Origin of the sequence: Planktothricoides raciborskii GIHE-MW2 (genome assembly GCF_040564635.1) — a bacterium.
Taxonomy (GTDB): domain Bacteria; phylum Cyanobacteriota; class Cyanobacteriia; order Cyanobacteriales; family Laspinemataceae; genus Planktothricoides; species Planktothricoides raciborskii.
Genome location: NZ_CP159837.1, coordinates 2,144,198 through 2,169,165, shown reverse-complemented (window position 1 = coordinate 2,169,165; position 24,968 = coordinate 2,144,198). Strand labels below are relative to the sequence as shown.

Here is a 24,968-nt window from a genome sequence, read left to right as displayed (position 1 = left end):
AAATTTATCGGATATCCACGAAATTTGATCGTGCTCCGTAACGCAACGTATTGATTATTTACATCTCACCTAGAAACAATATATAGAATAATGACTGTTGCCAGAGTTACATCAGGATTAAACTTAAAAGCAGGCGATCGCTTCTTAGTGCTTTACGGAACCAACACTAGCGACACATTCTGCAATGCACAGCTTTTGTTACAAGATATTGAGCAAGTTATCCATCAATATCTTAAAAGCCAAAATTATCAGCGTATCCTATTTTATTCTGGGGTAAAAAAGCTTTATTTTCTCGATGCGGAATCCCGCGATCGCACTCGCATCCCATCTTCCCCCAATCAAAAATCTACCCCTACCGAAAACCCAGAAAAAACCATGCAAGTCACCCCAGGACCCCTGGGCAAAAAACGCCGTCTTTTAGGCAAAAAAAATGAAGGTAGGGGCGTTGCATTTGGGCAAACCATCTCTGATTCAAAACCAATAATTGACGCCCCGAATGCAACGCCGCCCTCCCCAGGAAATACCGTAACCCATAACTCCCCCCTTTTTAAGGGGAGTACGGGGGGAGCATCACGCCTCCAAGATACCCAAATTATCTCCTATTTGGAAAGCGTTATTCAAGACACAAAACAACCTTCAGCGATTATCTTTTCTAATGCGGAAGACTTAGCCCACTTTGACAACCGTCGCGAACTATTTGGTCGCTTCGTTGAATGGTCTCGTTTACCCCCCAATAATCGCAATATTTGTATCTTAATTTTTCATCACGAAACCCGCAGCAAATTACAGTATTTTTGTCAACAAATAGGCTTGACATTTTTGGCAAATTATGCTGAAAATAGAAACCAAACCGGCAGCCAGGTATTTAATATTGTCCGGTTGGCTGCCCCCAATGCCACCGAAATTCGGGCATTACAAGATTATTTTCGCCTCAAATACCGCAAGGCAGTTAACTGGGGCGATCGCGCCCAATTACCTATTTGGATTGCGGCGGAAAATCGCCCGTTAAATTATTGGTACGATCGCTTCTCGGACTGTGAAGAAATTTCCCTAGAAACTGCTAAAAAACACCATTGGTTAAGTGCGGATGTGAGCGATCGCCCTGCCTTAGAACGGTTAGAAGCAATGGTGGGTTTGCCTGGAGTTAAATCAGCCATTCAACGCAGAATGCGATCGCTACAAATTCAGCAACAACGCCGCCAACAAGGGCAAATCTCCGAACCCTTACGCTTGCATCTAATTTTTAAAGGTAATCCCGGAACGGGGAAAACCACCGTTGCCCGATTAATTGGGGAAATTTATCGCGATTTAGGATTATTACAACGGGGTCATGTGATAGAAATTGGGGGACGAGATTTAGTCGCAGGATATGTGGGACAAACCAATATTCAAACCAATGAAATCATCGATCGCGCAATGGATGGAGTATTATTTATTGATGAAGCTTATGCCCTCTCCCAAGGGGGAAACAATGACTTTGGGCAAGAAGCCATTGATACCCTGGTCAAACGCATGGAAGATGACCGCGATCGCCTTGCGGTAATTGTAGCGGGATATCCGCAAGAAATGGATGAATTTTTGAACTCTAATCCTGGTTTAAGGCGACGGTTAGCCACAGAAATTATCTTTGAAGATTACACCCCCCAGGAGTTGTTAGAAATTTTCCGCCAACGGGTCAACCGGGTGCAAGTTTCTCTCGCTTCAGAGTTAGAAAATGCTCTGAATAATCTATTTACCCAACTTTACCTTGATCGCGATCGCAGTTTTGGCAATGCGGGCTTAGTAGAAAATCTCTTTCATCAAATAGATGAACGGCGGTCTGTCCGAGTCATCAGCCAAAACCTTGACCCCTTAACTGAACCATTTAAACCCATAGATTTACCGGAAAATTATCAACAAATCGCCAGCCAAGGACAAAAAAATCAAGATAGCATTGAGGAATTATTACAAGAACTTGACCGACTCACCGGATTATACTCTGTTAAAGCAGTAATTCGGGAAATTGTCGAAACCGAATTAGCCAATCAAAGGCTAAGAGAAGCAGGTTTAACCGTTGATGATGAACCGGAAACTAGACACTTATTATTTACCGGCAATCCGGGGACGGGAAAAACTACCGTTGCCCGATTATTGGGGCGAATTTTTAAAGCTTTGGGCATCTTACGCAAAGGACAATTTGTGGAAGTCACTCGCGCTGATTTAGTCGCAGGTTATGTGGGACAAACTGCCCAAAAAACCACAGAGGCGATCGCAAAAGCTTTAGATGGAGTGTTATTTATTGATGAAGCTTATGCCCTTTCTCGCTGTGATTCTGGCAATGATTTTGGTCGAGAAGCCATTGATACTTTAGTACCAATGATGGAAAATCAGCGCGATCGCCTCGTCGTCATTCTCGCAGGATACTCTCGCGAAATGGCGCAATTTTTAAAAGCCAATTCTGGTCTAGAATCTCGTTTGGCTGATCAAATCAAATTCCCTGATTATAATGGCGAAGAACTGCATCAAATCTTTCTCGGTTTCTGCGAAAATGCCCAGCGCATTTGTCCCCCAGAAGTCTCCCAAGCCCTGCAAAAAATATTTATGGAAATGTATCAAAATCGAGGCCATAATTTTGGCAATGGTCGAGATGTCCGCAACTTCTATGAAAAAATGGTAAAACGGCAAAAAAGCCGAATGTTGCGAGAACATCTCACCGGCGAAGCTATGATGACTTTTGGCTTAGAAGATATTCCAGTTGGTAGGGTGCGTTAACGCAGCGAAGCGGAGTGTAACGAACCAAAGCCCAGAGACAATTTATACAATTTAACAACTATTTTATAAAATAGCAATGCTGCAAGGACACGGCAATGCCGTGTCCCTACGGTGGCTTTGTATAATTTTTTTAAAATTTTACAAAAAACCGAAAAAATTTGTAATTTTGTAATTATATTTTAATCAAAAAATTAAATAAAAATACTATTGTATTTACCCGAAACAGATTCAATATATTATAAAATATATCAAAGACAATTTTCGATTTAATATTTATGAATAATTCTCTGGCAACGGCGGAATATGATAGTCCTTGGAAAGAAGCGTTGGACTTATACTTTGAACAATTCATTGCCTTCTTTTTTCCTCAAGCTTACGCAGACATTGATTGGGACAAAGGCTATGAATTTCTGGACAAAGAATTTCAACAAATAGTCCGTGATGCGGAACTAGGAAAACGTCTGGCAGATCAACTGGTAAAAGTTTGGCTGCGAGACGGCAAAGAAACCTTAATCTTGGTGCATATTGAAATCCAAAGTCAATATGAATCCGACTTTGCCGAAAGAATGTTCGTCTACAATTACCGGATTTTTGACCGCTATCGGCTGCCGGTTGCTACCTTAGTCATCTTAGCAGACGAGCGCCCTTCTTGGCGACCCAATAACTATCAGTATAAAATTTGGGATAGTCAAATGGGCTTACAGTTTCCGGTAGTGAAATTGTTAGATTATGAATCGCAGTGGTCAATGCTAGAGTCGAGTACCAATCCCTTTGCGGTGATGGTGATGGCACATTTAAAAACTCAAGCGACTCACCGAAATCCAGAAGGGCGTTTACAATGGAAACTGACGGTAGCAAAAAGCCTTTATCAAAGAGGTTATAGCCGTCAAGATATCCTAGAACTATTTCGCCTAATTAACTGGATGATGACTAAAGAAACCGGGTTTTTTAATAGATGCTCATGCCGAAACAGACTAGCTGGATAAAAACCCGGTTTCTGTGGAGCAATCTTTCACCTTAGAAATGACAAATTATGAGGAGGATACGAAAATGCCTTACATTACTCCCCTGGAACGCTTTGCGATCGCAAAAGGACGCCAAGAAGGATTGGCCGAAGGACGGCAAGAAGGAATTCTAGAAAAGGGTCGAGAATCTGTAATAGAAATTCTGGAAACTCGATTTGATTCGGTGCCAGAGTCTTTGGTAGAGACGATTAATCAAATCAACAATGAGGGAGTGCTAAAAATTCTGCATAAGCGGGCAATTACGATCGCCTCTTTAGGAGAATTTCAAGAGTTTATGCATCAGCAGCTATCTGAATTAGCCGCAGAAAATCCTGAACAAACTGATTAATCGTGTCCTACAAACCCGGTAACTCCTACCAAACCGGGTTTCTTTTTTTATATCGGAGAAATATAGATAATCTTATGACATAAATTGAAAAAAAATCGCCGTAAAGCTAAAATAAAATGTAATCACGAATTAACCTATATCGCTGAAACTAATGGCAATTAACCAGACTTGTCGCTACCGAATCATTGACCTATTTTCCGGGGCAGGAGGCTTTACCCTGGGGTTCACTCACAACCCTAATTTAAGGGATAAGTTTCAACCTGTTTGGGCAAATGACAATAATAAAAGTGCCGTTGCTACCTATAACGCTAACTTTGGCAACCATTGTGTCTTAGGTGATATCGTTGATATCTTGAATCATTCAAAAATGCAGATTCCCAAAGCCGATGTAGTGATCGGTGGCTCTCCTTGCCAAGGATTTAGCTTGCTCAATAAAAAGCGCAAAACTGACGAAAGAAAAGAACTATGGCGACCATTTATGGAAGTGGTCGAGCGGGCAAATGCTGACACATTTGTCATGGAAAATGTGCCGGAATTATTGGGTTCTTGGGAACACGAACAAATAATGCGTGAGGCAAATGATAGGGGATTTAAACTTGCTTGGCAAAAATTATGTGCCGCAGATTTTGGAGTGCCGCAGTTGCGATATAGAGCTTTTATTATTGGTTGTCGTTTTACAGATCCAGCGCATTTTTTTCCGCCACTAAAAACTCACTATAATCCAGCAGAAAGAGTTTTATTTTCCCTGTTTGATTGCGATAATGGCTATGTGAGTAAACCGAAATATTGGCAAACGGTCAGGGATGCGATCGCTGATTTACCTGCCCCAGAAAGCACAGAAATTAACAAATTTCCCCCACCATTAAATTTGCACTTTGGCCGAAACCCAACTCCCTTGAGTTTAGCCCGTTACCAAGCCATTCCTAAAGAAGGAATGAACCGCTTTGACTTACAACGTCTTGCCCCAGAATTAACCCCAGAATGTTGGTTGAGAAAAAAATCCGGTGGGACTGATTTATTTGGTCGTTTGTGGTGGGATAAACCGAGCGTCACTATCAGAACTGAATTCTTTAAACCTGAAAAAGGACGTTACTTACATCCAGAACAACATCGACCGATCACCCATCGTGAAGCAGCGAGATTACAATCATTTCCAGACCACTTTGTATTTTGCGGTAGCAAAATAGAAATTGCCAAACAAATTGGCAATGCAGTCCCGCCTTTATTAGCGGCAAAAATTGCCGATTGTGTGTATAGTTTATTGGTGGGGATAAATGCTCCGTTAGAAAATAATCGTTTTCCAGAGGAGTTGAAGGTGATATGAGTGCTTATTTTTCTGAAGCAAGAAAAAAATTTCATAACGATGTCCTTAGAAATATTGTGCGTTTGCGGAATTCAAATGTTCCTAGCTTTGCCGATAAACATAGCAAAATTAGCTGTGAAATTGCTCAATAAATGATGACACAAATATTGGGTTCGTGTGACATCAGTGTAGAAGATGTATCTGGACAAACATCTGGGAAATTATTTGAGGATCTAGTGCTTGAATTCGTTAAAGATTGTTTTTCTCATATCAATCATCTCAGACCAGGAAATTGGCAAATAGAGACAGTAGGCAAACGCCAAAAATTATTTATTTCCCAGTTTGAACAATATGCCCATTTACTGATTTTGGATCGGGCGGATCGCTCTAATCCAGAAATTGCGGCGGCGTTGGGAAGCGATTACATGATTACACCAGATATTGTCCTGTTTCGCCTGCCAGAAGCTGATAATTTTATCAATAAAAATTGCAACTTATTAGACGATGAATCGGTGACTTATGCCAGTTTGCGGGAGAAAAATAATCAAAGTCCTCTTCTCCATGCCAGTATTTCCTGCAAATGGACAATTCGCAGCGATCGCAGCCAAAATTCCCGCACAGAAGCACTGAACTTAATCAGAAATAGAAAGGGGCGATCGCTTCATATTGTCGTCGTGACCGCCGAACCTTTGCCCAGTCGAATTGCTTCAATTGCCCTGGGGACTGGAGATATCGACTGTGTTTACCATTTTGGCCTTTATGAGTTAATGGCGGCGGTGGATCGTGGTAACTGGGAAGATGCGGCAGAGATGCTCAAAATTTTGGTAAATGGTAACAGATTAAGGGACATTAGCGATTTACCTTTAGATTTAGCAATTTAGCGCGATCGCCTAAGAAAAAAACCCCGGTTTCTTAAAGAAACCGGGTTTCTGTAATTCCTTCAAAAAACCGGGGTTTTATCTACCTCGAAAACCCGTCTTAAACCAATCTTTAAATATTCCTCCTGAGACTCGATACTAATCGAACAGCGTCCTAAACGCTTCCCTACAGCGGCAGTGGTAAAAGTCCCGGCAAAAGGATCGAGAATCAAATCCCCTTCATTGCTGCTGGCTAAAATAATTCTTTCTAGTAAAGATTCTGGCTTTTGGGATGGGTGATTTTCATATTCCGCCATGCGATAGCGGACGCGAGGAAAATTCCACACATTGCCCGGAACTTTTTCGCTATTATAAGGAGTGGGAATCGCTTTTCTATAGTCAATTAACTTGCGTTTTGCCCCGGTTTTTGCTTCTACCTTAATCGCATCCCCATTAAAAACATAGTCCTGCTTATTTTTCACGCAATGCAGGATGGGTTCATACATAGAACCAAAATATTTTTTGGCCTGAACTCCCGAACTATCATAATGCCAAACGATGCGACTGAGAATGGTTAATTTTTTTCTCAAATAAAGGTCAAAATAGGGCATGGCTTGGGTACTTGCCATTAAATATAAAGTGCCGTTCGGCTTTAACACCCGAATGGATTCATCAAGCCACTGATAAGCCCATTCTAAATAATCTGCTTCCGATGCCCATTTATCAGTAAAATTAGCAAATTGTTTGCCGATATTATAAGGAGGATCGATAAAAATTAGGTCAATAGATTCTGAGGTAATTTCTTGTGCTAATATCTGGGTAGCCTCACCATGATATATGATCTGCCCGCTGGATTCATATCGCTGAAACATGATTGTAATCTGAAGCAATTTATAACCGATTACCAGATAAAATATTCAGAAACCCGGTTTATTAAAGAAACCGGGTTTTTTGAAGTTTCTTGAAGAAATCGGGTTTCTGGGTGTTTTCTGCGGAATTAGCGCAACCCAACCCAGGTAAAGAAATCCTGGTGAGTGAAGAATTCTAAGACCAATAGTGCGACAAACCCAATCATGGCAAATCGGCCATTGATGCGTTCGGCATAGAGATTCCAACCAAAGGCAGGATCTGGTTCGATCGCCGACTCTTCAGTTTCGATCGCTGGTTTAGAGGGTTTTTCTGAACTCATAATGTTTCCTAATGTTTCCTAATGCGTCCTAAACTTTTGGATCGGATTTTGATTCTAATTCTTGGACTGATGAAATCAGCGATCGCACTTCTTCGGTGCCTGCGGACGGTTCAAAAGTCAAGGGAAACTTCCGGTTTGTCACCATGCGTAACCCCACGGGTCCCAGACTCAGTAAACCTTTCACATCCCGGAAATAGTTACCAATCACCATCACCGCAAACTTCCGTTCATCCACCCAACCCCCTTGCTTCACCAGTTCTAACAACACTTTGCGGTGACGCACGGGCCGACTGGCGCTGGCATCCTTGCGAGCCAGAATTTCCCCTTTAATTTTGCTAATTTGATCCAGGGGAGACACTTCCATTGGACAAGCAGAATTGCAATTAAAGCAACGGGTGCAAGCCCAAATCCCGCTTTCTAAATTATCATAAGTTTCTAAGCGCTCTTCGGTCTTGGCATCCCGGTTATCCGCCACCATTCGGTAAGCTTTCGCCAAAGCATGGGGCCCAACAAAATTGGGATTCACCTCTCTGGCATTGCAGTCAGAATAACAAGCACCACAAAGAATACAGTTACCCATATCATTGAGGCGATCGCGTTCTTCGGGAGTTTGGAGGAACTCCCGTTCTGGCACCAGACGCGCCTTCGTACTCACATAAGGCTCCACCGCTTCGAGATTATTCCAGAAACTGGTCATATCCACCACCAGATCCTTAATCACGGGCATATTGCCCATTGGTGTGATCGTAATTTCTGGAATACTGGGGGAACTCACAGATGTTCCATTTTCCCTGGCACTTTGCTCGGCAATGGCAATATTTTGCAGTCTTTCCAGTTCAGCGCCAATATTTTCTTTACAAGCAAGGGCAGGACGACCATTAATCCTCATGCCACAACTGCCGCAAATCGTATTGCGACAATTCTTTCGGAACGCCAGGGTGCCATCTTGCTCCCATTTGATCCGATTAAGACAGTCGAGAATGGTATTGCCCGGTTGCACGTCGAGAGTGTAACTCTGAACTCTGGGGGCGGAGTTTTGATTTTGCCGAATGACCTTAAACAGGACTAGCATGGCTTTCTATGTATTGAAATCAATGGATCGGGCGAAACCTCAACCAGTCTATTTTTTCCTTCGCCGAGGGGCGCAATCTCGATTCCCTTTCAGAAGCCGCTTCTTAGAATCGCGCCACCTCACGAATTCCTGGAAAAGATCTAGCCTTCACCACTTCTTAGTGTAAAACCGATTTCCGTCCAAAACAAAAAATCATCAGCCGCCGCCCATAAATCGGCGAAGGTAAACAAATTTAAAATTAAAATATAGTCAAATATAGCGGTTGCTTCATCAGAATCCCTGTCATACAATAGGAATTTGAGTCGCGGACTTCAGTTCAAAAATTTTTTGGGGTTCCCAGCGACTAGCAATCGCCCTTCACCGGATCAGCGGATATTTTATGGATAATGACCGAGCGATCGCCCGTTTGCCAAAAGTTCAGATATGGCGGCGAGGGGCTGCCTTATTCATTGACTACTGGGCGGTGTCCCTAGTCAGTTCCCTCGCCACCTCCAGCAGTGAACCGGGAGTCGGTATTGATGAAGCCTTATTATTTTTGCTCCTCTGGCTAGGAATGCGAATCATTCTAGTCACCATGAATCAAGGCCAAAGCTTAGGTCGCTGGGCTTTGGACATGAAAGTAGTCGATACTCGTTTTGGCCGAGTCCCAGAACTGGTGGACTTATTTAAACGAGAAGGCTTAATGGGCATCGAAGTGCTTCTAGTCTATATCGGTTTAGAATACATTCGCCCCGGATCCGGAATTGGATTATTCCTCTTATTACCCCTAGCGATCGACTGTAGCCTAGTCAACACCGATCCCTTTGCCAAGCAAGCATTCCACGATCGCATTGCCGGGACTTTCGTCTGCGCCACTCGTCGTGGTTACTCCTTGGATCTGAAAGTAAAACGATGGTATCGCCTAGGTCAAAGGTGGCTAGAACAAATTTCCCAGAGTCGCTCAAATCGCAACGACTAACTGGCAAAAAAATATCGGTTAACTTTGTCGGCAAAGATGCCAAGATCCCGCCCTGGGGATCGATATCCCAAAATTCTCTGGGAGCAGAGGCGAAGCATTCGCGTAGACAAATGCAAGGTTTGTAGTGGAGATAGATCCGCGAATGCTTCGCCCCTACGGGTATCTTGATATAATCGCAATGCTCCCAATGCCATGAATCTGCAAAGAAAGCTAATTGTTTCTATTACTGGCACCCCAGTCTAACTCAGTTAAAGTAATCTCAATCAATTAAACTAAGGCCGATTACTGGGTCTTCCTGGAATTGTGATGCCTTCCACCGCATCCCGGAACACTTGCACATCCGCACTAAAGTCGATCGGTAAAACTGCCACCACGTTTTCATGGGGACGGGGAATAATCACCCAACTTTCCAAGGCGGAACCAAAAGTATTTTCTGCGGCGGCAATTCCCGCATCCATAGCCGTTTTCACTTCGGAGACATCTCCTCGGATCACCACCATAAAACGAGCGGAACCGCAACGCAGATAACCGACCAGGGTTACACGCCCTGCTTTTACCATTGCGTCGGCTGCCGCTAAAACACCGGGAAACCCTTTCGTTTCAAGGGAGCCAACTGCTTGTTGTGGGGACATTTTTAAATCTCCTGACTCAATGAACTTGTTGCCAACGAATAATTGTACGAACTAATCGCTGCTTTTTTTATCAAAACATGAAGTAGCAATCGCACGGATAAAAATTTTCTAGGAAATCACCGATGAGGATGATGAGGATGATGAGGACGATCGCGATCGTAATTTTGCCCCATCATCGGAATGGTTCACTCTTAGGCGTATAGTCAATCGGCAAAACCGACACGATATTTTCTGGGGGATTGGGAACAATATAATGAGTCAGTACCTTGTCAGGACCAACCTTATTCCCGGCTTCAATTCCAGCGTCCATCGCCACCTTCACTTCGGAAACAGGGCCGCGAATTGCCACCAGAAACTGGGCTTTTTCCGCTAGGCCATAATACACTAAGGTGACTCGCCCGGCTTTAACCATCGCATCGGCGGCGGCCAAAACAGGGGGAAACCCATCGGTTTGAATCACTCCAACGGCAATTGGCATCCAGTAGCCTCCTAATATTCATGCAATATATTCATGCAATCCGCCAAGTTAATTGTACGAGGCAATGTGAATTTTCCAGATCAAGCTGAGAAAAAATCTTATATTTATTGGTTGTTGGTTATTGGTTAGGGGAACGGGCAACGGGAAGGGTACGGGCCCCACCAATGACCAATAAGATTAAAAGGGCTCAACCATGACGGATTGAACCCTTTTGAATATTAATTGACAATCAGTAATTTTCTTGTTTTAAAGATTTGATCAATTGAAGTATTTAGTTGCGACGAGAGAAATTGTCTTTGCGGCGACCACCGCCACCACCGCCACGACTACCGCCATAAGATCCTCCGGTTTCAGGAGGTTTGGCTTTGTTCACTTTCATCTGACGACCCATCCACTCGGCGCCATCGAGGGCATCGATCGCGGCTGCTTCTTGGGCGTCTGACTCCATTTCTACGAAGCCAAAACCGCGCATACGTCGGGTTTCACGGTCTGTGGGCAGGTGAACTCGTGTCACCTTTCCATATTCGGCAAATACGGCAGTTAAATCCTCTGAGGTTACTTTGTAGGATAAGTTGCCGACATAAATTGACATCTGTTATCTCCAAAAATCAAGGTTTTGTAGATGGAGATTTCGGAGATCAGCCTGTTGAGACGATTAGCGAAAAGCTTGTCACTGAAAACAAAATCTGGCACCGAAATCGATAAACCACCGATGATTATAGCATAATTGTGGATACACCAAACACAATGTAAAAGAGATTTAACAAAAGTTAACGGATGCCTGGAGCGGGCGATCGCCTTTGAGTTCGACCCTAAACAAACAAAAGGTGATGGTTTGACCATCCAAAATCTGTGTTTTCTAAGTAACTGGTTTAAATATCAATGTTGTCAATGTTATCAATGCTATCTATCTGAGGTGCGATCGGTAATTGCGGGAGGGTTGATTTGAGTTAAATCGGTTTTTGACATATCTAAAGTCGGGAAAATTTCTGGCAGTCAGGTGATAACTATCAACGATTAGATGGCACTGAGGAGCAATTCTCAAACACTGTTTTCACCGATGAATCAAGTAGAATCTTTTGAGTGTAATCCATAGACTTCGCGATCGCAGTTTTCCGCAGATTTGTAAGTCCCAAACCGACTCACGCCATAGAAGCGATAAAAAATTATGCAGGACAAGAATATGCAGGACAAGTCGCAACTAAATATCAGATCGGTCATCTAAGCGATCAAGTCACGACTAATTGGTCTATACTTTGAAGAAAAAATGATCGGAGAGTGGGAGAACCCTGGATTTCAGGGAGATTTCCATTTTCGCTGGTGACACTTTCCGCTGGTTATACTGGCAACCGATCGATCAACCATAAACCAGATTTCGCCCATGATTTCAGTTGAGCATCTGAGTAAAACTTATGGATCGACCACCGCAATTCAGGATGTCTCCTTTGCGGTGGAACCAGGAGAAATTCTGGGGTTTCTCGGCCCCAATGGGGCGGGGAAAACGACAACTATGCGAATTTTAACGGGCTATTTGCCAGCAACTACGGGAACGGCCAGAATTGCCGGTTATGACGTGCATGAGAATTCAATGGCCGTGCGGCAAAAAATCGGTTATTTGCCGGAAATACCGCCGTTATATCCAGAGATGACCGTGGAGGGATATTTGAATTTTGTGGCGCGGTTAAAGCGGGTTTCCGCTGGCGATCGCCCCACCCAGGTGAACCAGGCGATCGCCCGCTGTGGCTTAGAGGAAAAGCGCCAAGTCACGATTCGTAAACTTTCCAAAGGTTTTCGTCAACGGGTCGGTATTGCTCAAGCGATCGTCCACAACCCACCTGTGATTATCCTGGATGAACCCACCGTCGGACTCGATCCCCGACAAATTATCGAAGTCCGCAACTTGATTAAAAGCCTTGCGGGAGATCACACGATTATTTTATCCACCCATATTTTGCCAGAGGTCAGCATGACCTGCTCCCAAGTGGCGATTATTAATCGCGGGATTGTGGTGGCCAGTGATTCTCTGGAAAATCTGATGGAGCAAACCCAGGCGAAATCCGCATATGAAGTGGAATTAGAAGCCAAAAATCCCCAGCTAATTAAACAGGTAATTCAAGATGTCTCTGGGGTCACGGCGGTGGAGTTGCTGTCTAATGAACATATGCCAGCCAATCGCTATCGCTGGCGCGTGACGACGGCACCAGACGTGGAAATCGCCCCAGAAATTGCCAACATTTTGTCTTTGGTGGAGGTGAAATTGTATGAAATGCGACGTCTGGGCACCAGTTTAGAAGATGTATTTTTACGCTTGACCTCAGCAGATATGCCTGCCAATAATGTCCAGGATGAAAAAGTTTCCGTTTTACCCTCTTCTCAAGAGTGGTGGGATGAACCGATCGCGGAGAACCCAGTCACTCCGATAGATTTCTCTCAGGTGAATTCACAGGCAGTTGAGGAAAAATATCCCCCGTTGCCTTCTTCTCTGGGATGGTGGGATGATGCGCCGGTAGAAACAGAATCTTCTCCGAAAAAAAGACCAAATCCTCTGGCGTTTTTGTGGAACTGGTTTAAAAAAGGCGATCGCCAACCAGTTGATAAACAACCTGTGGCAAAAGGGAAACAACTACCGGAGAAAAAATCTCAGAAAACGTCTCATAAAAATTCCCCCAAAACTCAGATTCAGTCAGAAAAATCTGAGGCGAACGCCCCGGAAAAACCAGAGATATCCGCTGAGTCAGAATCATATGTCAAGGATCAAATTTTAACCCCCATAACCGAAAAAACAGAGGAAAAATTAGAGACACAAACCATCAGCGAAACTAGCGAAACTGCGGATAAAAAGTTAGAAATAATCGGGAAAAAATCCGATAAAAAATTACCAAAAATTCGCGAATATTTTGAGGAAAATAAAGTAGAACAAAGCAGCGAAAACTCTGATACTAAGTTAGAGACAAGCAGCGAAAACTCTGATACTAAGTTAGAGACAAGCAGCGAAAACTCTGATACTAAGTTAGAAGTTATTACCGAAATAACCGCTGAAAGTTCGGAAAATATTGCGGCAACATCAGAAATATCCGAAACATCGAAAACAGCGGAAACATCGAAAACAGCGGAAACATCCGAAACAGCGGAAACATCAGAGAGTAATTTGGTCGAACGACCCAAGGAATTAGGAGAAGAATAGATGCGGATTTTTATTGGCAGTCTTGGGGCAATTTATCGCCGCGAGTTACAGAGCTATTTTGTCTCTCCTTTAGCGTATGCGATCGCTGGAGTCTTTTGGTTATTAACTGGGCTATTATTTTGGTTAATCCTTTTCGGCCCCACGGGAGCGATCGCCCAAGCCGCACAGATTGATGCTTGTGGGGCTCAATGTCGCGAACAATACGCCCAAATGGGGCTATCGGTTCCCAATTCTATCGATGTCCCTTATGAATTTCTGCAAATTTTTTTGCAGGTTATTTCATCCCTTTCGTTATTTATTTTACCCATTCTTTCAATGGGGCTTTATGCCGAAGAACGCAAGCGCGGCACCTTAGAACTGTTAGCCACTTCACCGATTACTAACTGGGGAGTTGCCCTGGGAAAACTCCTCGGAGTTTTTACCTTTTATACCGTCATGGTGGCACCGCTATTATTGTGCGAAATCATCGCTTTTAATGCCGCACAGCCGCCAATAGCTCCAGCCGTGCCGATCTTAGCTCATTTTGCCTTACTTCTGCTCGCTGCCAGTATTCTTTCTTTGGGAATGTTTATCTCTTGCTTGAGTGAGAGTACAATTTTTGCCGCCATTCTCACCTTTGCTTTAGTCCTATTATTGGCTTCCCTGGAATCTCTGGGAAATTGGTTAACTACTTTAGATTTATCTATTTTATCGAGAGTAGGAGAAGTCCTCGCTTATTTATCGGTGCAAAAACATTACGCCAATCTGATTCGAGGGGTCTGGGACACCAGTAGTGTAATGATGTTAGTGAGTTATATTATTTTAGGAGTATTTCTCACTGCTCAATATATTGAAGCCCTGAGATTTGGCCGTTCTTAATCATTCGCTACCGTGGGAGAAAATCTGTAAACATTATGAAGGGTAAAACCTTGGCAAAATATTTGAAATATACATTATTATTTGCTGCCCCGTGCTTGATGATTATTGGTCTATCTTCTGGGTATGTTTTACTCGATTGGGGACCAATTCCAGTTGGCTTTATTATTGCGGGGATTGTTTGTTTTTTGTTATGGCTAATCTTTCAGGATAAGTCGGGAGAGGGATTTTGGGGAAAACGCTCTACGGAGGCGGGTGCCAATGCTTTTATTTCCACGATCGCGATTTTAATTATCTTGGGATTAATTAACTTTTTTGGGCTGCGGTATTCTTATCAGATTGACTTAACGGAAAATCGACAGTTTAGTCTAGCGCCAAAAACCGAACAAGTTGTCCAAAATTTGCCTTCACAGGTAAAGGTTTTGGTGTTTACGCAAACACCGGATGCCCAAACCAGAGAATTATTAGGCAAATATAGCCGAATTTCTAATGATAAGTTATTGGTTGAGTTTGTCAATCCTTATGAACAACCCACTTTAGCAAATAAGTTTGAAGTCAGAAATGTCGGCGATGTTTATGTGGCTTCCAGTGATGGAGAATTGCGGGAGTTTGTCCAGTCGGTGAATCAACGAACTCCACTGGTGGAAGAACAGCTAACCAATGGTTTGCTTAGGTTAACAGGCGATCGCCGCAAAGTTTATTTTCTCCAAGGTCATGGGGAACGGTCTTTAGACCCTAGGGGGGGCAGTATTTCTCAGGCGATTAATAGCTTACAAGCCCAAAATATTGCCAATGCACCAATTAATTTAATCGAAAGCAAAACTGTACCCGAAGATGCCACTTTACTGGCAATCATCGGGCCAAAACGCGCCCTGGCTCCCGGAGAAGTCCAGGAGATTAAAGCCTATCTCAATCGCGGTGGTCATCTGTTACTCGCGATCGATCCAAAAACCGATCCTGGACTCAATTCTCTATTAGAAGAATGGGGAGTGATCCTAGACCAAGCATTGGCGATCGATGACACGGGAAATGGTCAGGCTTTTGGCTTAAGGCAAGCGGCTCCTTTAATTACCAATTATGGCAACCATCCGATTACTAGAGACTTTGGCAATGGTTTTTCTTTTTACCCTTTAGCTCGACCGATTCAATTTAAAGAAATCGAAGGCATTGAAGCCACCCCATTTCTGATTACTAATCAACCAAGTTGGGCGGAAAGTGAACCGGATAACCCGAATTTATCCTTCGATCCCCAGAAAGATCGTCCAGGACCACTCTATTTAGGGGTAGCTTTGGTTAGAGGCGATTCGCAGCAGCGATCCGCTTCGCGGAATCGCACCATTGCCACGGCAACTCCCGAAACCGCAACTCCCGAAACGGAAACCGCAACTCCCGAAACGGAAACGGAAACCGAAACTCCTGCGGAAACGGAAACCGCAACTCCCGAAACGGAAACGGAAACCGAAACTCCTGCGGAAACCGAAACCGAAACTCCTGCGGAAACCGCAACTCCCGAAACGGAAACGGAAACTGCCGAAACTCCTGCGGAAACGGAAACTACCGAAACCGAAACGGAAACTCCTGCGGAAACAGAAACTCAGCCAACCAATCAACAACCAAATACTACCAATCAAACCCTACCCGAAGCCAGAATGGTTGTATTGGGAAATTCCGAATTTATGATCAATGGCTTATTTGAATTGCAGTTAAATGGAGATGTGTTTCTCAATTCGGTAAACTGGTTAACTGGACAACAAGAAGAATTACTTTCCATTCGTCCCCAAACCATTACCAACCGACGGATTGTAATGGCGCCCATTGAACGGCGATTTGTCGAGTTAAGCTTAATTCTCTTGCCGATCTTTGGATTTGGTGCAGCTTTCAGTTTATGGCTGCAACGTCGTTGATATTGTTGATATCGTTGATATTGTTTTGTTTTGCTAGTGGGCGATCGCCCACTAGCAAAATTTTTTATAAAATATAGTCATTTTAAATGTGCGATTCGTTAGAGCGAAAAGTGGAGAATAATATTCAAAACGTGCGCGGGGTCTTTCTTTCAGCGGTCTGAAAGAAGGATAACTCTTGAGATGTGTGGGACAGTCCCACAGACAAAGACTTCTGTGGAGCAATCCACTTTTGTCATCGACATCGACATCAGCCCCACGGAGCGGAATACCTATCAATCTTGTGAAGCGAGCTCTCCCGAAGCCGATAAGACCTAAGCAGATGGTCAAAAAAGTCGGCATCTGAGTCAATTGCTCATGGATAGCGTTATGGGAACCATCGTCTTGAACCCTCCTAATAACTAAGTGGCGAAACTGCTTGACACGCCACGCACAAAAAGTGACTGGAGAAATCCTAGGAATTCACTAGGAAAAAGATGGAGAAATATTTGATTCATCCGTTACGAAGTCCCAAAAGTATCCGGATAGATGGACAGCCTAAAAGCAAAATAACCTTCTCTTGGGGACGAAGTAACCCCACGTTGGCTCTCCAGCAATGGAGTATTGTAAAGTTTTAATAAAAATATAGTCAGATATAGTCATGTATGGTAATATATAGACATGAAACTATCAGACTATGCCAAAAAATCAGGAATCAGTTATCGAACTGCCTGGAGGTGGTGGAAACAAGGAAATTTGATAGGTCATCAATTGCCGTCTGGTACGATTATTATAACTTCGGAGGCGATTTCGGACAACTTGAAACCTGACTTGATAGCTTGTATTTATGCCAGAGTCTCCAGTGGCCAAAACAAAGATAATCTAGATCGACAAGCGGAGCGGTTAAAAGATTATGCAATTGCCAGAGGCTACAAAATTTATAAAATTGTCAAAGAGATTGAAAGTGGTTTAAATTACAATCGAAAACAATTGGCAAAAATCTTGACCAAAACTACAATATTTTGATTGTAGAACATAAAGATAGTCTAGCTAGTTTTGGAACTAATTATATAGAGATTCTCCTAAAAGAATTAGATAAAAAAGTTGAGATTGTTAATCAAAGGGAGGATAAACAAGATGAATTGATGGAAGACTTAATCGCCATTATTACTTCCTTTTGTTCAAGAATTTATGGATTAACAAGGTCGAAACGAAAAACCGAAAAGATTATAGCCGAGTTAAAATCAAACGGACAATAATGTTACTAGCGGAAAGACATATTATCAAAAAAGGACATCGTTTTTGGCCTGAGTGAGATAGATCCCTTGTCTTAGCAGTCTAAAAATCTTTACAACTCAGCTAACTATCTAATTCGTCAAAACTTTATTTATGGTCATGGGTATCTAAATTATAATCTTATGGCTTCTCTGATGAAAGAAACAGAGCAATACAAAGCCTTACCCGCGAATCGCAGCAAGTTTTAAAAGGATTAGAGCGAAACAGGAAATTTTTTTTCGCGGCGAATTCTGAGTTGAAAAAGCATCCCGATAAATTTTTAGGGAGGCCGAAAGTCCCTGGATATAAAGATCCGAAAAAAGGAAGAAATCCCTTGGTTTACACGATTCAAGCCATAAGCAAAGTAGCTTGTAGAAAAGGATTAGTCAAGCTATCAGAAACTAGGATTTCGTTGACAAGTCAGGTGGCTAACCGGATAGCAGAAGTGAGAATCGTTCCGAAATGTGATTGTTATGTAATCGAGGTGATTTATGAAGAAGCGGTGCGACCCCGCGCCGTCTCACGGCGCCAGGGAACGCGCACCAAGACAAAAGAACAGTTATTAACCCCAAATGACCATATAGCAGCGATAGATTTAGGCATAGATAATTTGATGGCTGTAACTTCAAATCAACCGGAGTTTACTCCTTTGTTGATTAATGGCAGACCGTTAAAAAGCCTAAATCAATTTTATAACCAAGAGCTAAGTTACAATCTCTGTTAAAAAATCATCAGCAAAGTTATCACCGAATTCGCCGTTTAACCCGTTGCCGTAATCAGAAAATAGATAATTATCTTCACGCCCGCTAGTCGTTATTTAGTCAATTTTTTAGTTGACAAACAAATCGCCACTTTAGTGATTGGGAAAAATGACGGTTGGAAACAAGAAGTGAACTTAGGAAAAGTCAAGAATCAAAAATTTGTCACCCTTCCTCATGCTCGATTAATTGACCTGATTATGTATAAATGTCAATTAGTAGGAATTAAGATATTTTTTCAAGAATAATCCTATACTTCAGCTTCTAATTTTTTGAATTTAGACCCTCTCACAGTTTATGGAAATATCACTGAAAAACCCGTTTTTTTAGGAAAAAGAGTTAAACGAGGTTTATATCGTACAGATCGGGGGCTTCTTATTCAATCTGATGTTATAGGTTCCTACAATATTTTACGAAAAGCATTCCCAAATGCGTTTAACCGCTATGGGATAGAGAGGTGCGTAGTTCACCCAAGGAGAATTAATCTCTCAAAGTAAAAGCGAAGGGAATTTCTGCAATGAAATTCATTCTGTCTATATTTGACTATACTTTTACCAACTATTACTCGTGGATTTATACTGTTCTCAGGAACATAGCGAGAAACGTCGAACCGATGAGTCAATGTTTTAACCCCAATTGCTTGCACCGCAACCCCGCAAGTCCCAAGTTTTGCCAAAAATGTGGCAATAAACTGCTGCTGGGCGATCGCTATCGGGCGATTAATTATATCGGTGAGGGTGGGTTTGGTCGCACTTTCAAAGCGATCGATGAAAAACGGCTGGATACTCCCTGTGTAATTAAGCAATTTTTGCCCCAACAACAAGGAAGCCCAGCCCTTCAGAAAGCTGAGGAATTATTTAAACAGGAAGCGGTGAGACTGCGGGACTTGGGGAACCATCCGCAAATTCCCGATTTATTATCCTTTGAAGAACAAGATGCACGTTTCTATTTAGTGCAGCAGTTCATCGACGGGCAAGATTTATTCAAAGAATTGCAGCAACGAGGCAAATTTAACGAGGCGCAAATTCGGCAACTGCTGAATGACCTGCTGCCAGTGTTGGATTTTTGCCATCAGCGACAAGTGATTCACCGGGATATTAAACCGGATAATATTATTCGGGCCAAAAACGGCAAGCTAGTGCTGATTGACTTTGGGGTGTCCAAGCAATTAACCGCCTCGGTACTCAGTCGTATCGGTACGGTGACAGGTTCTCCCGGTTATGCGGCGCCGGAACAAATGCAGGGGCAAGTCTTTCCTGCCAGCGATCTATATAGTTTGGCTGTCACCTGTATTCGGCTGTTAACCGGATGTTTGCTCACCGAACGTAACGGCATGATTACTGATGAGTTATTTAACCCCATGCAAATGGAATGGGTCTGGCGTCAAAAAGCCACGGTTAGCAATGAGTTAGCACAGGTTTTGGATAAAATGCTTTCGTTCCGAGTGGGCGATCGCTATCAATCTGCTACCGATGTTCTCCAAGCCCTCAGCCCATCCGTTGCCACCCCATCCGTTGCCAAACCGACCCAACCATCAGTTCCATCAACGGTTATTTCAGCAACCCCCACCATACTATCCGTTGCTCCCTCCCCTGCCCCAGCAAACCACCCATCCGCTGCCAAAACATTCCATTATGAAGTGGTTAAACTGGACCGCAACGGCAACATCAGCAGCCGAGAAAAAGGCAGCAATCGAGGCTACACAGAACGAATCGGCAACATCGAATTTGAAATGGTCAATATTCCTGCGGGCAAATTTGCCATGGGTTCTCCGACCAGAGAAGCGGAACGCCAAGACAACGAAAGTCCCCAACACTGGGTTGACGTTCCAGAGTTTTTCATGGGACGGACTCAAGTTACCCAAGAACTATGGTGGGAAGTCTCCAAATTGCCGAAAATTGTCCAGGATCTTCCGCCTGACCCATCATATTTTAAAGGTAAAAACCACCCCGTAGAACAGGTCAGTTGGTACGACTGCATCGAGTTCTGTGCCCGGTTAAGCCAAAAGACTGGGAAAAATTACCGCCTACCCAGTGAAGCGGAATGGGAATATGCCTGTCGTGCTGGCACTACTACCCCCTTTCACTTTGGGGAAACTATTTCTCCAGAGGTGGCTAACTACCACGGCAATTATGTTTACGGTAGCGGCAAGAAAGGAGAATATCGCGGTCAAACTATTCCCGTAGGTAGCCTCAAGGCTGCTAATGCCTGGGGCTTGTACGATATGCATGGCAATCTCTGGGAGTGGTGTTTAGATGATTGGCACGACAGCTATACTGGCGCCCCGACTAATGGGTTGGCGTGGCTGAATGATTATGATAATGATTATCGTTTTGAGCGTAATTGGATCCCTTGGCTGAAAAAAATTTTCACCCATAAAAATAATAAGCTGTTGCGTGGCGGATTCTGGTACTACAGTCCCTGGAATTGCCGTTCGGCGCTTCGTAGCTGCATCGATCCTGGCTATCGCGGCGGCAGTTTTGGCTTCCGTATTGGGATCTCCCTGCCGAGAACTTAATTTCCCTTTACTCTTTTTCCCTCTTTCCCTTTTCTCGGCGCTTCGAGTCAGAAACCAGAAACCGGGTTTCTTTTGTGGCTATCAAAGTTAACTGAGGAAAGCGAACAAGAAACCCGGTTTCTTTTCGCCGAACCCAGAGTTTAGAAACCGGGTTTCTTTTCGGCGTATCGGTTAGGAATAAGAAACCCGGTTTCTGAGGTGGATTATAGAGATAGCTGTGGTATCCCCGAAAAGAAACCGGGTTTCTGGGTGGGCGATCGCACAACATTTTCGATGAGGGAAAAGAAACCCGGTTTCTGAGGTGGATTATAGAGATAGCTGTGGGATTTCCGAAAAGAAACCGGGTTTCTGGGTGGGCGATCGCAATTTGGGAAATCTCTGCGATAATGAAATCACTGTTGGCAATTCGTGAGTCACTTATGAGTGTAGTCATTCCTGACGATATCCTCAAAGCCAGTCAAATGACAGAGGATGAATTAAAACTAGAACTTGCGCTGCTGCTTTATAAGCAAAAAAAAATTAGCAGTGGAAAAGTCCGTGCATGGACAGGTTTAACTGTCATTGAATTTCAGCATGAACTGGCGAAGCGGGATATCTTTCTCAACTACGATGTTGAGGATTTTCAATCAGACATCAAAACGTTGCGATCGCTCGGGTTATTGTGATTATTATCAGCGATACATCACCGATTACTAACCTAGCGGCGATCGGTTAATTCAAGAAGCTGACTTCCGTGTTAGTCCTCAATTGTATCGGTCGATACTACAAATTGCTGATGAGGAAATTTGAAATCTATAAAAGTCAGCGAAATCATCTCTTCAGGACTTTCTGAACCAAAAAATAAAAACTAAATATTACAAGAGCGATCGCCCCGGTTAGTAGGAATTCCGAAACCTGGGGCGATCGCTTCCCACCCCCAGAAACCGGGTTTCTTTTTCGCTGAAAACAGATAACTGGGGATATCCACCACAGAAACCCGGTTTCTTTTATCTCAAGCTAGGGCTTTCGCATGATTGGGAATAAATTATCCGTTTTTTTCCAGAATTAATCGCTCGGTAAGCGAAGCTATGCCGTCAGGCTTTATGCTTTGCCCCTACAGGTTTTTATCGCGATCGCTTCCCACCCCCAGAAACCGGGTTTCTTTTTCGCTGAAAACAGATAACTGGGGATATCCACCACAGAAACCCGGTTTCTTTTATCTCAAGCTAGGGCTTTCGCATTCGGGTCATAAATTATCCGTTTTTCCCCAGAATTAATCGCTCGGTAAGCGAAGCTATGCCGTCAGGCTTTATGCTTCGCCCCTAAAGCTTTTTATCGCGATCGCTGCTTCTTGCCCCAGAAAACCCCATAAACCGGGTTTATGTAAGTAGGTGAACATAATTAATTGCACTTTTCGTTCCCCGCCGATAGGCTGTGGATTCCCGCCTTCGCGGGAATGACAGTTTTTTTCTGATATGGTATGTGGTGCATTTATTTCTGCCTGTCTACTTATGTGGCGATCGCCGTTAACATAGGAAAGTGAACCAGAAACCCGGTTTCTTGTGTTGCGTTTAACCCTCTCAAGGTTAAGAGATTTTACCGATGAGTCAATGTTTTAACCCGAATTGTTTGCACTCCAATCCAGCCAATAGCAAGTTTTGCCAAAAATGTGGCAATAAACTTTTAATTGGCGATCGCTATCGGGCGATTAATTATATTGGTCAGGGTGGTTTTGGTCGGACTTTCAAAGCGATCGATGAAAAGCGGCTGGATACCGTTTGTGTAATCAAACAATTTTTACCGCAACAACAAAACAATTCGGCGATTAAAAAAGCCGAGAAATTATTCAAACAAGAAGCTGAGAGATTGCGGGATTTGGGTTACCATCCCCAAATCCCCGAACTATTGTCTTTTGAACAACAAGATGGACGTTTTTATCTCGTTCAGCAGTTTATTGACGGCCAAGATTTGCTCAAAGAATTGCAACAAAAAGGCAAGTTTAGCCAGAAAAAAATCAAACAATTACTTAATGATTTACTGCCTGTATTAGACTTTTGCCACGGACAAAATGTGATTCACCGGGATATTAAACCGGAGAATATTATTCGGGATCGAAACGGCACTTTAGTGCTAATTGATTTTGGCGTATCCAAGCAATTAACCGCTACGATTGTCAATCGCTTGGGTACGGTGACGGGTTCTCCCGGCTATGCCGCCCCAGAACAAATGCAGGGAAAAGTGTTTCCTGCCAGCGATTTGTATAGTTTGGCGGTTACTTGTATTCGGTTGTTAACGGGTTGTTTGCCCGTGAGAAGTCCGATTTCTCAGATTACTCTCGGATCGCAAGAAATTCCCCCCAATCTGTTAGTTTCTGGAAATACTGACGAGTTATTTAATCCGATGCAGATGGAATGGGTTTGGCGGGAGAAAGTCACCGTTAGCGATGAGTTAGCCAATGTTTTGGATCGAATGCTTTCTTATCGAGTAGGCGATCGCTATCAATCCGCTACCGAAGTTCTCCAAGCCCTCAAACCATCCGTTGCCCCATTCGTTGTCCCATCCGTTGCCAAATCCGCTGCCAAATCCGTTGCCAAATCCGCTGCCGAAACCTTTTATTACAAAGTTGTCGATCTCGATCGCCACGGCAATATCAGCAGCCGCAACAGTGCCAGCAATCGAGGTTATATTGAACCTATTAATGGCATAGAATTGCCAATGGTGAACATTCCTTCGGGGAGTTTTCTGATGGGTTCCCCAGACAACGAACCGGAACATTCTAAATATGAAAAGCCCCAACATTTTGTCAGCGTTCCAGAGTTTTTCATGGGACGAACCCAAGTCACCCAGGCCCAATGGCGGGCAGTAGCCATGTTGCCGAAAATCACCCTCAATCTCGACCCCGAACCGTCACAATTCAAAGGCGATCGCCGCCCAGTAGAACGAGTCAGTTGGTATGAATGCATCGAATTTTGTGCCCGGTTAAGCGAGAAAACCGGGAAACATTACCGTCTCCCTAGTGAAGCGGAATGGGAATATGCTTGTCGGGCTGGAACTACTACGCCGTTCCATTTTGGTGAAACTATTTCTTCAGAATTGGCTAATTATGACGGCAATTATATTTACGGTCAAGGAAAAACCGGAGTTTATCGCGGAGAAACTACGGCGGTGGGCAGTTTAAATGTGGCAAATTCCTGGGGTTTATACGATATGCACGGAAATGTCTGGGAATGGTGCCTAGATGACTGGCATGATAGCTACAATGGTGCCCCAAATGATGGCCGACCGTGGCTAAATGACGGCGATAATTACAATTCAGCTAATGGTTGGTTAGCTTGGCTGAAAAAAATTCTGGGACACAAGAATTCTAAGGTGTTGCGCGGTGGATTTTGGTACAGTTCTCCGGGGTATTGTCGCTCTGCACTACGACTCTATCTCAGTCCGGGTTATCGCAGCCCGGTTAGAGGTTTCCGCATTGCGGTTTCTCGTTTTAGTTAGTTTTAATAGTAGTCGTAACGCACCGATAATGGGTTAATGGATGTGGCAACGGATGGGGCAACGGATGGGTTAATGGATGGGCAACGGATGGGTTAATGGATGGGCAGCGGATGGGGCAACGGATCGGTTAATGGATGGGCAATTGATATTTTTTGTAGGGGCGTTGCATTCCGGTAATAGGTTTTTGCTTTTCACCATAAGTAACTGCCGGAATGCAACGCCGCCCCTACATAGATATCTCTGGTTCTGGCAACGTCTCCAGCAAAGTTTCTCCCGGAGGCAAAACTAAAAAGAAACCTCAAACACCTGGGTAATTCCTTGACAAATAAGCAATAGACGGTTTATTATTGTTTATAGGTTAGTTATAGATTAAATTAGTTGGCTAATTAGTTGGTTAATTATCTAGGGCTATTTAATATATATTTAAATAT

Annotated in this window: 22 protein-coding genes and 1 pseudogene; 16 read left to right on the top strand and 7 right to left on the bottom strand. The window is 43.5% G+C overall.

The genetic code is table 11. The features are described from left to right. Positions 1-90: 90 nt before the first annotated feature. From ABWT76_RS09090 to ABWT76_RS09070, 5 genes are all read left to right on the top strand, one after another. Positions 91-2,751, top strand: a complete 2,661-nt coding sequence (locus ABWT76_RS09090) for an AAA family ATPase (protein WP_354635981.1) — start codon at positions 91-93, stop codon at positions 2,749-2,751. Between the two features lie 275 nt (positions 2,752-3,026). Beyond that, positions 3,027-3,737 (top strand): hypothetical protein, encoded by a 711-nt coding sequence (locus ABWT76_RS09085; protein ID WP_354635980.1) that lies wholly within the window; start codon positions 3,027-3,029, stop codon positions 3,735-3,737. Positions 3,738-3,801: 64 nt separating this feature from the next. Beyond that, on the top strand, positions 3,802-4,104 hold the full coding sequence (locus ABWT76_RS09080) for a hypothetical protein (RefSeq protein ID WP_354635979.1): 303 nt from the start codon (positions 3,802-3,804) through the stop codon (positions 4,102-4,104). Between the two features lie 151 nt (positions 4,105-4,255). Beyond that, the gene (locus ABWT76_RS09075; protein ID WP_354635978.1) at positions 4,256-5,428 is read left to right on the top strand and encodes a DNA cytosine methyltransferase; all 1,173 of its coding nucleotides are present in this window, start codon (positions 4,256-4,258) and stop codon (positions 5,426-5,428) included. Between the two features lie 131 nt (positions 5,429-5,559). Next, a complete protein-coding gene (locus tag ABWT76_RS09070) occupies positions 5,560-6,288 on the top strand; it encodes an NgoMIV family type II restriction endonuclease (RefSeq protein ID WP_354635977.1) in 729 nt (242 codons plus the stop codon). A 59-nt stretch (positions 6,289-6,347) separates the two neighbouring features. Here ABWT76_RS09070 and yhdJ read toward each other — a convergent pair whose 3' ends face one another. From yhdJ to ABWT76_RS09055, 3 genes are all read right to left on the bottom strand, one after another. Then, complete coding sequence (gene yhdJ, locus ABWT76_RS09065; protein WP_354635976.1) at positions 6,348-7,136, bottom strand: adenine-specific DNA-methyltransferase; 789 nt, start codon at positions 7,134-7,136, stop codon at positions 6,348-6,350. 125 nt (positions 7,137-7,261) lie between these two features. Further along, positions 7,262-7,453, bottom strand: a complete 192-nt coding sequence (locus ABWT76_RS09060) for a chlorophyll a/b-binding protein (protein WP_054465645.1) — start codon at positions 7,451-7,453, stop codon at positions 7,262-7,264. Between the two features lie 28 nt (positions 7,454-7,481). After that, entirely contained in the window at positions 7,482-8,525 is a 1,044-nt protein-coding gene (locus tag ABWT76_RS09055; RefSeq protein ID WP_054465644.1) for a succinate dehydrogenase/fumarate reductase iron-sulfur subunit, read from the bottom strand. Between the two features lie 379 nt (positions 8,526-8,904). Here ABWT76_RS09055 and ABWT76_RS09050 point away from each other — a divergent pair, with 379 nt between their 5' ends. Beyond that, positions 8,905-9,483, top strand: coding sequence for an RDD family protein (locus ABWT76_RS09050; protein ID WP_054465643.1), 579 nt, complete (start codon positions 8,905-8,907; stop codon positions 9,481-9,483). Between the two features lie 272 nt (positions 9,484-9,755). On the opposite strand, the gene ABWT76_RS09045 is transcribed toward ABWT76_RS09050, so the two are convergent. The 3 genes from ABWT76_RS09045 to ABWT76_RS09035 form a co-directional block, all read right to left on the bottom strand. Beyond that, positions 9,756-10,115: a carbon dioxide-concentrating mechanism protein CcmK gene (locus ABWT76_RS09045; RefSeq protein ID WP_054465641.1), complete on the bottom strand. Its 360-nt coding sequence runs from the start codon at positions 10,113-10,115 to the stop codon at positions 9,756-9,758. A gap of 172 nt (positions 10,116-10,287) precedes the next feature. Continuing rightward, entirely contained in the window at positions 10,288-10,593 is a 306-nt protein-coding gene (locus tag ABWT76_RS09040) for a carbon dioxide-concentrating mechanism protein CcmK (RefSeq protein WP_054465640.1), read from the bottom strand. Between the two features lie 271 nt (positions 10,594-10,864). Next, the gene (locus ABWT76_RS09035; protein ID WP_054465639.1) at positions 10,865-11,185 is read right to left on the bottom strand and encodes an RNA-binding protein; all 321 of its coding nucleotides are present in this window, start codon (positions 11,183-11,185) and stop codon (positions 10,865-10,867) included. A gap of 789 nt (positions 11,186-11,974) precedes the next feature. Between ABWT76_RS09035 and ABWT76_RS09030 the strand changes: the two are divergent. The 8 genes and pseudogenes from ABWT76_RS09030 to ABWT76_RS08995 all read left to right on the top strand — a co-directional run. After that, positions 11,975-12,997 (top strand): annotated as a pseudogene (locus ABWT76_RS09030) (ABC transporter ATP-binding protein); the annotation flags it as partial. 780 nt (positions 12,998-13,777) lie between these two features. Continuing rightward, on the top strand, positions 13,778-14,635 hold the full coding sequence (locus tag ABWT76_RS09025; RefSeq protein ID WP_054465638.1) for an ABC transporter permease: 858 nt from the start codon (positions 13,778-13,780) through the stop codon (positions 14,633-14,635). A gap of 35 nt (positions 14,636-14,670) precedes the next feature. Further along, a complete protein-coding gene (locus ABWT76_RS09020; RefSeq protein ID WP_190877011.1) occupies positions 14,671-16,536 on the top strand; it encodes a Gldg family protein in 1,866 nt (621 codons plus the stop codon). Between the two features lie 657 nt (positions 16,537-17,193). After that, positions 17,194-17,538: a recombinase family protein gene (locus ABWT76_RS09015; RefSeq protein ID WP_197285246.1), complete on the top strand. Its 345-nt coding sequence runs from the start codon at positions 17,194-17,196 to the stop codon at positions 17,536-17,538. Next, positions 17,535-17,771, top strand: a complete 237-nt coding sequence (locus ABWT76_RS09010; RefSeq protein WP_354635975.1) for a hypothetical protein — start codon at positions 17,535-17,537, stop codon at positions 17,769-17,771. The genes ABWT76_RS09015 and ABWT76_RS09010 overlap by 4 nt, the downstream gene beginning before the upstream one ends. A gap of 272 nt (positions 17,772-18,043) precedes the next feature. Continuing rightward, positions 18,044-18,511: a hypothetical protein gene (locus tag ABWT76_RS09005; RefSeq protein ID WP_231636701.1), complete on the top strand. Its 468-nt coding sequence runs from the start codon at positions 18,044-18,046 to the stop codon at positions 18,509-18,511. A gap of 132 nt (positions 18,512-18,643) precedes the next feature. Further along, on the top strand, positions 18,644-18,793 hold the full coding sequence (locus ABWT76_RS09000; RefSeq protein ID WP_231636700.1) for a hypothetical protein: 150 nt from the start codon (positions 18,644-18,646) through the stop codon (positions 18,791-18,793). A gap of 269 nt (positions 18,794-19,062) precedes the next feature. Beyond that, a complete protein-coding gene (locus ABWT76_RS08995; RefSeq protein WP_354635974.1) occupies positions 19,063-21,063 on the top strand; it encodes an SUMF1/EgtB/PvdO family nonheme iron enzyme in 2,001 nt (666 codons plus the stop codon). A 7-nt stretch (positions 21,064-21,070) separates the two neighbouring features. Here the strand turns inward: ABWT76_RS08995 and ABWT76_RS08990 are convergent, their stop codons facing one another. After that, entirely contained in the window at positions 21,071-21,496 is a 426-nt protein-coding gene (locus ABWT76_RS08990; RefSeq protein ID WP_054465635.1) for a hypothetical protein, read from the bottom strand. On the opposite strand from ABWT76_RS08990, the gene ABWT76_RS08985 reads away from it, so the two are divergent. Next, a complete protein-coding gene (locus ABWT76_RS08985) occupies positions 21,483-21,728 on the top strand; it encodes a UPF0175 family protein (protein WP_054465634.1) in 246 nt (81 codons plus the stop codon). The two genes, ABWT76_RS08990 and ABWT76_RS08985, sit on opposite strands and share 14 nt — an antisense overlap. A gap of 916 nt (positions 21,729-22,644) precedes the next feature. Next, positions 22,645-24,537, top strand: coding sequence for an SUMF1/EgtB/PvdO family nonheme iron enzyme (locus tag ABWT76_RS08980; protein WP_354635973.1), 1,893 nt, complete (start codon positions 22,645-22,647; stop codon positions 24,535-24,537). Positions 24,538-24,968 lie beyond the last annotated feature (431 nt).